The sequence below is a fragment of the Myxococcus dinghuensis genome (assembly GCF_024198235.1).
GTDB classification, from domain to species: Bacteria; Myxococcota; Myxococcia; order Myxococcales; family Myxococcaceae; genus Myxococcus; species Myxococcus dinghuensis.
The window spans coordinates 1-12126 of sequence record NZ_JAKCFB010000080.1; the positions used below are offsets into that span (position 1 = coordinate 1).

Consider the following 12126-nt stretch of genomic DNA (forward strand, 5'->3'; position numbering starts at 1 on the left):
TTCACCTGCTGCCCTCTCCCCTCCAGCCTCCACGTGCCGTCTCCCACCGGCACCAGCCGCCCTCCTCCCGCGATTCCCACCAACTCCAACTCATCCGTCGCCGCGTATCCCGGCACGCCCTGCCTCAACGAGCGCCTCACCGACATCACCGGCAGCGTCCACCCCACTCCCACAGGCCCGTTCCCCAGCTCTCCCGAGTACGACAGCCCCAGCCCGGGCGCGAACCCCGCGTGCCCTCCCGGCAGCTCGAATGGCACCGTGTACTGCACCTGCGCGCTGAACCCATCCACCGTCACCGCGTCCCCGAGTCCTCTCACCGACCCGGGTCCGTCCGGCAACCTCAGCGTCTGCGCGCTCAGTGCGCTCGGCACTGGCTCCGACGCAGCCCAGACAGGTCCCGCCAACGCGAACGACAGCACCGCCACCGTGATGCGATTCATGGAGTCATCCCTCGAGACTGGACCTGGAGGACATGGCGCCCGCGGGCAGCCAACCCACGTGCAGAGCGTCTCGCGTCGGCCCCAGCTCTCGCGCACGGCATGTCGCCACGAAGCAGGACGCGGCCCTCGCCTGTCGACGGGAACGCGGCGTCTGTCGGCGCACATCCGGACTCACTTCGGGCACACGAGGAGAGGCGTCATGTTGGCGAGACCCACCACGGGCTCGCGCCGTGGTCGCTCACAGAGCCATACCCCTCGACCGGATTATCCTGGCAATTTCCCCGGAATTATCCGGGAGTCGATTCACCTGTCGTGGCACTTCGTCCGTCTGCGTTCACGACAGGAGCCTCCTCGAGCGAGATGTCTCCATCCCACTGCCTGCGCCCACGCAGCGCGAAGGCGAACAGGAGCCAGAAGAACAACCAACTGAACGCGCCCACGACGAGGCCAATGGAATCCGCCTCAGGGTTCAACCACGAGCGCTGCCAGACCACCGAGAGCGGCAGCGGCAAGCCGAGCAAGATGAAGAACCAGCTCACTCGTTGTGGATAGCCCATGCGCGCATCCTCGCTGCGCTCATAGTCCCGGGCGCGTGAACGCATGAAGCAGAGGAGGAGCAGCGGCATCAGGGTCAGCGTGAGCGACACCGAAGGCCGAGGCGCGCCCAGGCGGAGCTGCACGCGTGAAAGCAGCGTGCCCGGGGGAAAGCCCTCGGCGATGATGGCGCGGAGGTCATCGGGAAGGACTCCCGCCAGGCCGGTGAACTCATAGCGGTCCCGGTCGAACAGGTCCGCTGGCAGCTCACCATCCGCCAGGAGCGGCACCTCGGCGAGCAGCACCCGTCCCTCGGAGCGCTCGGGCCGGTTGAGCGGGACGAGCGCGAAGGGTTGGACGGTGATTACTCATCCGCCGGCACCTGCTGGGGAGTTTGCATCACCAGCACGCGGACGAGGTCCACCCCACCGAAGAGCAGGAAGGGCCCCAGGAGCATCAGCCCCACGCGCCGCATCGGCGAACGAAGACGTCTGGGCTGCTGCACCAGGGACGAAACGGTCATCTCACGGCGCCTCGAACTGACTCTCCGAAGGGCCACACTCTAACTCCAGGCCCTCCGAAAGACATCGGGCGACCCCCAACGTGGTGGGAGTCGCCCGAGTCCACTTCAATGACTGTCACGCGGCGCCTGGCCGCGTGGCCATCACGGCTTCGTGGTGATCTTGTTCACGTAGCCCGGGGTGATGGTGGTCGTGAACTTGAAATCCTTCCAGTTGTTGTCCGTATCTGCGCTCAGCTCATTGCGGGACAGCGAGCCCACCACCGTATTGCTGTCCTCCAGCGTGCGCGTATCGTCCGTGCCTTCCTGCATGTTGAACGTCTTCGTCGACCCCGCGATGGTGGCCGCGGTGATGGCCCCCTCGTAGGAAAGGGTGTCGATGAGGGCGTCCTGCGCGCCGTCATACAGCGCCACCGCGTCCGGCGAGCCGTTCTGGATGTAGTCCGTGGTGCCGCGCACCAGCGTCTTCGGCCTGCGAGGCAGGTCCGCCGGGATGCCATTGATGGCCACCTGCGAACCGACGACCAGGTACTCACCCGCCGCCAGGGAGCCGACCTCGGTCAGGTCGATCTTCTGGTAGCTCTGCGAGTTCGAGCCGTTGACGAACACGAGGAACACGTTGGCCAGGGAGATGGCCGTGTTCGACGGGTTGTAGATCTCCACGAACTCCGCCGCATCGGGATTGACGGGCTGGTCGTAGTCCACCTCGTTGATGACCAGGTGCTCGACCGCCGGGCGCTGAGCGGTCGTGATGTTCGCCGTCAGCGTGACGCCGTCATACGCCGCCGACAGGGTCCCCGTCGCCGCCGTGCTGCCAGCCGTGAACACCACCTGGGCCGTCGTCTGGCCCTCCGCCACCGTCACCGTCGCCGGCGCCGTGCCCAGCGAGGCGGCCGACAGGGACACCGTCACGGTCGCACCACCGGTCGGCGCCTTGCGGTCCAGCGTCACCGTGAAGGCCTGGTTCGCGTTGAAGTACACCGTCGCCGTAGCAGGCGTCAGCGACACCAGCTTCGCCGGGGGCGGCGTCACCGTGACGTTCGTCGTGCGGTGGATGCCCGCCAGCGACGCGGACACCGTGCCCGCGCCCTCGCCCTGCGCATCCGCCGTGAAGAGGAACGTGGCCTCCGTCGAACCCGCGGGCACCGTCACCGTCGCCGGCACCGCGCCGAAGTGGGTGACACCCGCCGCCGGCGTGGCCGCCAGCGACACCGCGAGGTCGGCCGTGGGCGCGGAGGACAGCGTGACGCGGAACTCCTGCGTCGCGCTGTACGGCACCGTGACGGAGCCCGACGGAGACATCCCCACCAGGCGAGGACTGGTCAGGTCCAGCGTCACCGTGGCCTGGGCGCTGCTCGCCCCCACCTGCGCGGTGACCGTGCCGCTGGCCACCGTCGCGTCCTCGGCGACCGTGAAGGTGAACGAGCCCTGCGTCGCGTTCTCCGCCAGCGCCAGCGTGCCGCTCGCGGGGTCGAACGTGCCGAAGCCCGTCGCCGGGTCCACGCTCAGCGCGACCGTGGCGTTGGCCGGCGCGGGCCGGTCCAGCTCCACCGTGAACGCCACCGTGCCACCCGGCGCCACCGTGGTCTCCGCCGGGGTCACCCGGACGACCTCCGGCAGCTCGTTCGCGCCGAGCACCCGGAACGTCGCCTGCTGCGAAGTCCCGGTGCCCATCGACGCCGTGAGCGTCACGCTCGCCGCCGCCGACAGGGCCTCCACCTTGACCTCGGCCGACGTCTGCCCGGCGGGCACCGTCACCCGGCCGTTGGCCACGCGCAGCGCGGCGCTGTTGCTGGAGGTGACGAAGACGTCGACCGGGTCGGAGTAGGCCCCGGACAGCGTCACCGTCAGCTTCTGCGGGAACGTGCTCACCGCGTCCGCACCACCCGCGCGGGCGAAGCCACCCGGACCGAAGCCCGCCAGCGTCGGCGGAGGCAGCAGCATGTCGGACGCGCTGCGCGGGATCAGCTTGTGGTCGTTGAAGTTGTACGTCAGCACGCCACGGAGCTTGCCGTAACGCGTCCCCACCGCCGGAGCGGTATACGCGAAGGCCTGGTCATCCACCATGAGGGTGGGCTGCGCGGCGTCACCGCTCTGGTTCACCAGGAACTGGCCGAACGAGTCGTTGGTCGTAGCGGCAGCCACGTCCTGCACCTCGACGAGCACACCCTCCAGGGCCACCGCGCGAGGACCATTCGTGCGGATGTCGGAGACGCCGACGACCAGCGGCGTGGGCGGCGTGTTGTTCCGGCTGGTGCGCGTGTACTTCACGTCCGTCAGCTCGGGCAGACCATTGAAGAGGGTCAGCGAGGCGCGGGAGATGTTCAGGCGGTCACCCACCGCCAGGTCGCCCTTGGCCGCGTACACATAGACACCCGAGTACTCCTCGCTCTTGCCAGAGGGCACCGGGTGGACCTGGATCCAGTAGCCCGACGTCGAGGCCGTCCCCTTCACCACGCCGGTGACCATCACGTCCGTCAGCGAGACGTCCTTGCCCGTCCAGGGCAGGGCGCCATTCACCGGCGTCTTCAGGTCGTAGATGGAGACAGGGCAGCCCAGGTCGCCCGGGTTGGCCAGGGAGGGGCAGGCGTCGCACGCATCCCCCTTGCCATCCTCGTCCGTGTCCTTCTGGTCCGTGTTCGCCGTGAACGGGCAGTTGTCCAGCCACGTGGGCACGCCATCCTGGTCCTCGTCACCGACGACGAACTGGGTGCAGGCCAGGCTGTTGGCCGCCAGCGGGCACACGTCGCACGCATCACCGACGCCGTCGTTGTCGGAGTCGAGCTGCTTGCCATTGTCCATGGGACGGATGGGATTGAAGATGGACGGGCAGTTGTCCTCGGAGTTCTTCACGCCGTCGCCATCCGAGTCATCGTTGCTGGCCGTTCCGGAGTAGACAGTGGAGCGGTTCACGGACGCCGGCCAGCGGGAGTTGTTCGAGATGCGCTGGGGCTGGCAGGAAGGCTCCGCGTCCGGAACGCCGCACGCGAACAGCGGGTAGGCATCGGCGTTGGCCGTCTGGAGCGCGGCAAGGTTCTTGCCGATCTCCGACTGGAGGCACACGGTCTTGGAGGTACCGCACACATCCAGGGCGTCACAGGTGTCGGCGCCCTTGAGCGCATCCACCAGCCCCTGGTCGCCGTAGAGCGCCTTGCCGCCGCGCATCGTGAGCACCACGTCGGCGGCCTCGGCCGCGACGACCGCGCGGTGGGGCGAGGCAGCGAAGTCACGGACCCGGAAGATGGCCAGGTCACCGACCCGCCCCGGAGCAAGGCGCCCCGTCTTCTCGAAGACGTCCGTGGCCTCCGCGGCGTTGGTGGTCACCATCCGCCAGAGCTGCTCGTCGCTGAACGCCCCGCCGAACTGGTTCGTGCTCAGCGAGTCGGCGCACTTCAGCTCGCGCAGGAGGTTCATCGAACCCGACTGGAGCCAGTCGGTCCCCAGCGCGATGTTCACGCCGATGTTCTTGTAGGTCGTCACCATCGCCGTGTCGCCATACAGCGCGATGTTGGAGCGCGGCGACCAGATGAGGCTCGTGCCGCTCTGCCCCATCAGGGCGATGTCCTGCGCCGTCAGGCCGATGCCATGGATGACGGCCGTGCGCGGCAGCATCACGTTGTTGGTGTCCTTCGACAGGCAGACGAACTCGTTGCGCGCGCCCGCGCTGATGCCTTCCGCGATGTGCGGCATGTAGGCCGCGAGCGTCGACAGGTTCGCGCCTGTGGGGAGCGACTTGTAGCCACACCCCTCGGTGATGACGGTGCCGTCGGTATCCCCCAGCGGGAAGGTCGCCGAGTCGGCGATGCCCTCTTCGAGGCCCTCCTGGCGCGCCACCGGACTCTGGTCCAGGTTGCGCAGCAGCCCCGAGGCGCCTCCCGCGCCCGCGATGGACGTGGTGCCCGCCATCACGTGGCGCAATTCGCCATACCAGAGCTTGTCGTTCGCTTGCTGCGAACTCCCGTTCCGGATCTGCGTGTGGCCGTTCTTGCCCGTGCGCCAATCGTTGCGGTGCTCGTAGCGCTCATCCGTGCCGACGTACGGCTTGTCCGGATAGGTGATGTGCTCGTGCGGGTTGATGAGGCCCGGGGAGATGACGCCCGTCGGGCAGGAGATCTGCGTCGCGTCCGTGGCGCCCTCGGCCGTGGCGCAGTCGCAGGCGGAGCAGGTGATGACGCCCTGGGCGTTCACCAGCACCTGGCCGCCGATCAGCGTCTCGCCGTCCTTCAGCACGATGCCCGTGAACAGGCGCGCGCCGTTGCCGGCCTTCGTCACCTCGCACGTGGCGCCGCTCGCTAGCGGCGGCGCATCCGCCGCGGCGCAGCGGGTGAGCGTCAGCGTGCAGTTGGCCTGACAGCCGTCGCCGTCGACCGTGTTGCCGTCGTCGCACTCCTCGGTGCCTTCCAGCCGGCCGTTGCCACAGACCGCCTTCTGCGGCGTCAGCGTGCAGTCGGCCTCGCAGCCGTCACCGTTGGTCTTGTTTCCGTCGTCGCACTGCTCTCCCTGCTCCTTCACTCCGTTGCCGCATACCGCGGCGACGACGCAGCCATCCCCCTCGCAGCCGGGGGGATCCTTGTCACTGGAACATCCAACCTGGGACATCAACACCGCGGCGAGCGCGGCCAACAAAAGGCGTGGGGACTTTCGCATCTCGTGGGTCTCCCGAAGACACCGGCCTGTGGGGAATGGGTACGTCCTTGACACGCATGAAGCGTAGCCTGTGAAACATTTCAGCGACAGCCGACCTAGCACGTCCAGCGCCCAAGAGTGCATGCGTGCCTGAATCCCCCACCAGTCCCGGGCCGACCCACTCCGGGTGCACACGACACCGGAGCGGCACATGGAGCACGGCTCTCCCCCGTTTCTCATAGAGTAGCATCCGCATGAGCGCCCACACCCAGACGAGTCCCGTCTCCCGCTTCCTCCAGGGCCATCTCCGACGCGATGCGCAGGCGCGGGAGCTGTCCGTGGCGCGCTTCATGGCGGGGCTCTCCGGCGCGTCCGTGCTGGTGGCCGCGGCGCTGGGGTCGTCGATCGGCTGGGGTTTGACGCAGGCGCTCATGGGCCTGTCGGCGGTGCTGGCCTGTTATTACGCGGCGCTGTGGCGCATTTTGCGACGGGGTGCATTCCACCCAGCCATTCCCTGGCTGAACGTCGCCATCGAGGTGAGCATCCCCGCCGTGGTGCTGGCGTTCGACCTGCGCTACCAGGGCCCCCTCTACGCGCTGACCGCGCCCACGCTGGTCATCTGGCCCACCCTCATCGCGCTGGCGACGCTGCGCACCAACCCGCGACTGGCGCTGGCGGCGGGCATCCTCGTCGCCGTCGAGTACCTGGGCATCTACTTCGCCTTCGTCCGCCCGCTGCTGCCGCCGGAGTCGACGCTCGTCACCCTGACGCCGCGCTTCATCGCCACGCGCGCCTTCTTCTTCGTGGCCGCGGGGGTGTTCACCGCCATCCTCGCGCGGCACTTCCTCCAGCTCACCCGTGGCGCGCTGTCCGCGCTGCGCGAGCAGGAGGTCATGGGCAAGTACGTGCTGCACGAGCGCTTGGGCGCCGGCGGCATGGCGGAGGTGTACCGCGCCACGTACTGCCCGGAGGGCGGCTTCCAGAAGCAGGTGGCGCTCAAGCGCATCCTCCCCTCGTTCGCGGACGACGACGAATTCGTGAGCATGTTCCGGCGCGAGGCGGAGCTGTGCTCTACCCTCAACCACCCCAACATCGTCCAGGTGTTCGACCTGGGGCGCCATGGCGGCACGTACTTCCTCGCCATGGAGTTCGTGGACGGCATGCCGCTGTCGTCGCTGATGCGCGGCCTGTCGCGCCGGCCGCTGCCCGTGGCCGCCGTGGCCTTCCTGGGCGCGGAGCTGGGCGCGGCGCTCGACTACCTGCACCGGCGCACCGGCCCGGATGGCCAGCCGCTGCGGCTCGTCCACCGCGACGTCAACCCGCCCAACATCCTCGTGTCACGGTTCGGCGACGTGAAGCTGTCGGACTTCGGCATCGCCCGCGACGCCGCGCGCTCCAACCTCACCGCCGCGGGCAGCGTGCGCGGCAAGCTCGGCTACCTGGCGCCCGAGCAGGCCGCCGGCCGGGCCTTCGACGGACGCGCGGACCTGTTCGCGCTGGGCCTCACCCTGCACGAGGCGCTCACCGGCCGGCGCACGCTGCAGGCCGCGACGCAGGAGGAGCTGCTCCGCGCGGCGCTGGACCAGGACGTCGCGCCGCCGTCACGCTCCAATCCGGAGGTGCCGCCCGCGCTGGACGCCGTGGTGATGCAGTTGCTCGAGAAGGACCCGGCGCGCCGCACGCCGAGCGGCGCCGTGCTGCGCCAGCAACTGCTCGCGCTGGAGGGGCTCGCGGCGCCCCATCCCCAGGGACAGGCGTGGCTCGCCGAGGCGCAGCGCGAGGCCCAGGCACACGAGCAGGCGAAGCGCGCCGCGCCGGCCGCCAGCGAGCCGCCCACCGTCCAGGAGAGGAGCGGCCCCGCGCGCTCCGCGTGAGCCACCGGACAGCCTCGGCGCGGCGCGCGCAGGAAGACCTGCGCCCGTCATGTCTTCGCGCTAGATAGGCGCCGCACGACTCACCGGGAGCCCTCCACCTTGGACGTCGCCGTTCTGACCTACTCCGGCCTTCCCCAGCTCGACGCGTACGACGCCCCGCTGCTCCCCGCGCTCCGGGACCTCGGACTGGACGCACGCCCCGTCGTCTGGGACGACCCGGGCGTGGACTTCGCCACCGTGCGCGTGGCCGTGGTCCGCAACACCTGGGACAGCCACCTGCGCCGTGACACGTTCGTGGCCTGGGCGACCAAGGTCGGCCGCCTCACCCGCCTCTACAACCCCGCGGACGTGCTGCGCTGGAACACGCACAAGGACTACCTGCGCACGCTGGAGGGCAAGGGCATCCCCATCACCCCCACCGTCTGGGTGGAGAAGGGCGGCACCGTCGACGTGGACGCGCTCGTGCGCGAGCGCGGCTGGGACACCGTCGTCCTCAAGCCCGCCGTCTCCGCGGGCGCGCTGAAGACCCACATCTTCCCGCGCTCGGAGGCCGCCGCGGCCACCGCGCGCGCAACGGAACTGGCCGCCGAGTGCGAGCTGCTGGTGCAGCCCTACCTCACCACCTTCGAGACGCAGGGCGAGCGCAGCTACATCTTCTTCGACGGCGTCCTCAGCCACGCGGTACGCCGCCCGCCCACGCTGCAGTCCGCGCCGCGCGGCTTCACGGCGCCCGTCACCTTCACGCCGGACGACGCGGAGGAGCTGAAGCTCGCCGAGCGCGTGCTCGACGCCATGGGCTCGACGCTGCTCTACGCCCGCGTGGACGTGGCCACGGACAACGAGGGCCGCGCGCGCCTCCAGGAGGTCGAGGTGACGGAGCCGTCCCTCTTCCTGTCCCTGGACCCGCGGGCCCCGGGCCGGCTGGCCCGGGCCATCGCCGCGAAGGTCTAGGCTACAGGCCGCACACCTTCGGGTCGGCGTTGCGGAAGAAGCACAGGAGCCTGGGCAGGCGCTTCTTCCAGTAGGACCAGTCGTGCTGCCCGCCCGCCTCGTTCACGTGGGCCATGACGTAGCCGCGCGACTTCAGCGCGGCGACGAACTGGAGGTTGGACTGGCAGTCGTCCCCGCCCGGCGCGCCGTCGAGCGTGCAGCCCGCGGTGGGCGAGCCGTGGTCCACGTAGAAGCGCACCGGCACCACCGGCTCCGCGCCCGCGCGCACCACCATGGCGTTGCCGTCGTCGCGGTCCACCTCGCCGTCGTGCGGCCAGAACATCGTCCCGGACTGCGTCCCGACGAAGCCGAACTTCTCCGGCGACTGGAAGCCCGCGTAGACGGAGATGAGCCCCCCCAGCGAGGCCCCGGCGATGCCGGTGTCCCGCGGCCCCGTCTTCACGCGCAGGGAGGACTCCACGCGGGGCATCAGGTCCTCGCGGATGAAGGCCAGGTAGTCATCCCCTCGCGGCGTGGGCCAGCCGGGCGCCAGCGCGGGCGGGAAGGTGTACTGCGCCAGGCGCACGTCCTGGGTCGGCAGCGCCACGAACACCAGCACCGCCGAGTCCTCCGGGCGGGCCTTGTAGTGCGCGTCCGCCGCGTCCACGAAGGAGTCGCGGGTGATGCTCTCGTTGCCGTCGTGGACGTACAGCACCGGCAGCGACGGGCACTGCGGGCCGTCGTACGCCGGCGGCGTGTAGACGAACACGTCGCGCGCGTCCCCCAGCGCGGCGGCCTTCACGTCGTACCACGCCGTCAGCCGCCCCTTCGTCTCGTCCTGGAGCGCCGGGTAGACGAGCGCGTTGAACTGGCCGACGCCGTTGTGGTTGATGCGGTCCCACGTCACGTTCCGCGCGCGCGGGTCCTCGAAGTAGGCGCCGGCCTTCACCAGCTTGTAGGGCTGCGGGCCCGTGCGCGGGACCTCCACCTCCGCCACGTACAGGTCCGTGTCACGCACCTGCGTCAGCGGCGTGGCCGTGGCGGACCACTCGTTGAACGCGCCCGCGACGAACGTGTCCCGCGCGGACTCGCCTCGCGCGAAGAACGCCACCACCTGCCGGCCGGCGCGCGCGTCGCTCACCAGCGGCGCGCCGCCCTGCTGCGCCACCGCCGTCTCGAACCGGTCGATGGCCGCCGTGCGCGCCTCCGCGGACGTCGCGCGGCTCATCTCCAGTTGGAGCTCCGCGAGGAGCGACATGGGCGCGCCGTGCACCACCGCGTCGCGCTGGCAGGCCCAGGGCTCCGGGGTCGTCCCACCGTCCGACGTCCCGGCGTCCGGGAACGTCTGGGTGAAGGGCGGCGGCGGCACGGCGCCGTTGGGCTCGGAGTCTTCACACGCGGACAGCAGGCAGGCGGACAGCAGGACGACGCACGGACGGCGCATCACGACTCCAGACGACAGGGGGGAGGACCCGGTGGGAAACGGCCCCGCGCGCTCAGTGCGGCGCGGGCGCGGCGGTGGCGGTGGACGCGGGCACGGTGAACTCGCGGCCCCACAGGCGCACCTTCGCGGCCTTGGCGGCCTCGCCCTCGAAGAAGATGCTCGCCTTCACCTTCACGGACGGAGGCACCTTGATGGAGTCCGTGGACTGGCCCGGCGAGTGGGACTTCAGCGGCGTGGCGAACCCCTCGCGGTCGATGAGCTGCGCGCCACCGCCCTCGTGCAGGCCCAGCAGGTGCAGCGGCTCCGCCGTCTTGTTCGTCACCGCCAGCACCACCTCCACGCCCCCGCCCTCGCCCGGCTTCGCCTCCAGGACGGCCACGTCGGACTGCGCGAAGACCTCCTCGGAGGTGGACAGCGTGCGCGAGCCATCCGAGCTCGCCGCGCCCTTGCGTCCCTCCTTCAACCCCTCCATCACCCCGTTGCCCGCGCCCTTGGCCACCTCCACCGTCTTGCCCACCACGGTGGCGGTGACGTCCTTCGCGGTCTCCCCCTTGCAGGCGAGCAGGAGCAACAACGGGGCAAGCAGCAGGCGACGCATGAGTCCTCCGAGACGGAACGTGGGCGCGGATGTACTACAGCCCACGCTCTCCGCGCGAGTAGGGCGCCCGCGCCGACCATCCGACCATTCGTGGACACCCCCACGCACCTTCTCGCGCCCACGCGCCCACGAAGAGGTTATGAGTCACCCATGGCTCGCGCTCTGCTGCTCTCGCTGCTCGTGAGGCAGCACATGGCATTGAAAGAGAAGTTTCGCGCCAAGTACCCACACCCGTGGCTGGTGTGGGAGGCAGGCGCGTGGAACGTCCCCGAGACGACGGAGGGGAGCGTGGGCGCCACGCGCCTGCCGCTGACGGACCTGCGGGACTGCCTGCCCGCCGGGGACGCGATGTGCTTCGAGCTGGTGGCCCTGGCGGAGCGGGGGCCCATGCGGTTGGGGCGCGCGTCGCACAACGCGCTCGTCGTCAACGACGCCACGGTGTCGCGCGAGCAGTTGGTGCTCACGCCGCTCCCCGACGCGCGCTGGCAGGTGGGCCGCGTGCCGGACTCCCGGCCGGTGAAGCTGGACGGGCAGGAGCTGACGGAGGCCCCCGTGGAGCTGCAGCCGGGCGCGCAGTTGGAGGTGGGCGACGTGCGGCTGACCTTCCACGCCGCGGACGGCTTCGACGAGCGCATCGCGCGCATCGCCGCCCAGGTGCTGGCGCAGACGGCCGCCAACCGCTGAGCGGCCCTTCAGCGCGCGGCGGACGCGGGCGCCTTCCCGCGCGCGGCGGGCTTGCGAGGCGCCGGGGCCGGGCGGGGGGCCTTCTTCGCCTCCGGCCGGGGGGCCGTGAGCGACTTGGCGAGCGGCACCTCCAGCTCCGCGTGCGTGTCCAGCCGCACCGTGCGCTCCGAGGCCACGTAGCCGGCCAGCTCCACCCGGAGGCTCAGGGGCACCTCGCGCGAGGGCAGTTCGCGCACCAGCGGGGTGATGCCCAGCACCTCGCCCGTGTCCGCGCGCACCACCTGCGCGCCCTCCGGGAAGGAGTGCACGGTGAGGGTGACGGCGGGGCTCGTGGGCGCGGGCGCCGGGGGCTCCACCACCGGCTCCGGCGCGGGCCGCGGCGCCACGACGGACTCCGTGCGCGCGAGGGCCGCCTGCGCGGCCGGCGCGTCACCGCGCGCCAGGCCGATGAGCGCCGCGACGCCCAGCACCAGCGC

General features: G+C 70.6%; 9 protein-coding genes and 1 pseudogene. 3 read left to right on the plus strand and 7 right to left on the minus strand.

Features of this window, described 5'->3' with window-relative positions:
* From LZ198_RS41980 to LZ198_RS41995, 4 genes are all read right to left on the minus strand, one after another.
* A partial coding sequence (locus LZ198_RS41980) for a SpvB/TcaC N-terminal domain-containing protein (RefSeq protein ID WP_323383477.1) occupies positions 1-440 on the minus strand: 440 nt, incomplete at its 3' end.
* 287 nt (positions 441-727) lie between these two features.
* Positions 728-1279 carry a hypothetical protein gene (locus tag LZ198_RS41985; RefSeq protein ID WP_253977804.1) on the minus strand — a complete coding sequence of 184 codons (552 nt, stop codon included), beginning with the start codon at positions 1277-1279 and terminating at the stop codon, positions 728-730.
* Between the two features lie 59 nt (positions 1280-1338).
* Positions 1339-1497 (minus strand): hypothetical protein, encoded by a 159-nt coding sequence (locus LZ198_RS41990; protein ID WP_253977805.1) that lies wholly within the window; start codon positions 1495-1497, stop codon positions 1339-1341.
* Positions 1498-1638: 141 nt separating this feature from the next.
* The gene (locus LZ198_RS41995) at positions 1639-6141 is read right to left on the minus strand and encodes a lamin tail domain-containing protein (protein WP_253977806.1); all 4503 of its coding nucleotides are present in this window, start codon (positions 6139-6141) and stop codon (positions 1639-1641) included.
* A gap of 233 nt (positions 6142-6374) precedes the next feature.
* Between LZ198_RS41995 and LZ198_RS42000 the strand changes: the two genes are divergently transcribed.
* Positions 6375-7994, plus strand: a complete 1620-nt coding sequence (locus LZ198_RS42000) for a serine/threonine-protein kinase (RefSeq protein WP_253977807.1) — start codon at positions 6375-6377, stop codon at positions 7992-7994.
* 99 nt (positions 7995-8093) lie between these two features.
* Positions 8094-8945 (plus strand): ATP-grasp domain-containing protein, encoded by an 852-nt coding sequence (locus LZ198_RS42005; RefSeq protein WP_253977808.1) that lies wholly within the window; start codon positions 8094-8096, stop codon positions 8943-8945.
* Between the two features lies 1 nt (position 8946).
* Here the strand turns inward: LZ198_RS42005 and LZ198_RS42010 are convergent, their stop codons facing one another.
* Positions 8947-10368 carry an alpha/beta hydrolase gene (locus tag LZ198_RS42010; protein ID WP_253977809.1) on the minus strand — a complete coding sequence of 474 codons (1422 nt, stop codon included), beginning with the start codon at positions 10366-10368 and terminating at the stop codon, positions 8947-8949.
* 52 nt (positions 10369-10420) lie between these two features.
* The gene (locus LZ198_RS42015) at positions 10421-10966 is read right to left on the minus strand and encodes a hypothetical protein (RefSeq protein WP_253977810.1); all 546 of its coding nucleotides are present in this window, start codon (positions 10964-10966) and stop codon (positions 10421-10423) included.
* Positions 10967-11116: 150 nt separating this feature from the next.
* On the opposite strand from LZ198_RS42015, the gene LZ198_RS42020 reads away from it, so the two are divergent.
* Positions 11117-11650: an FHA domain-containing protein gene (locus LZ198_RS42020; RefSeq protein ID WP_253977811.1), complete on the plus strand. Its 534-nt coding sequence runs from the start codon at positions 11117-11119 to the stop codon at positions 11648-11650.
* 8 nt (positions 11651-11658) lie between these two features.
* On the opposite strand, the pseudogene LZ198_RS42025 reads toward LZ198_RS42020, so the two are convergent.
* Positions 11659-12126: pseudogene (locus LZ198_RS42025) on the minus strand (PEGA domain-containing protein); the annotation flags it as partial.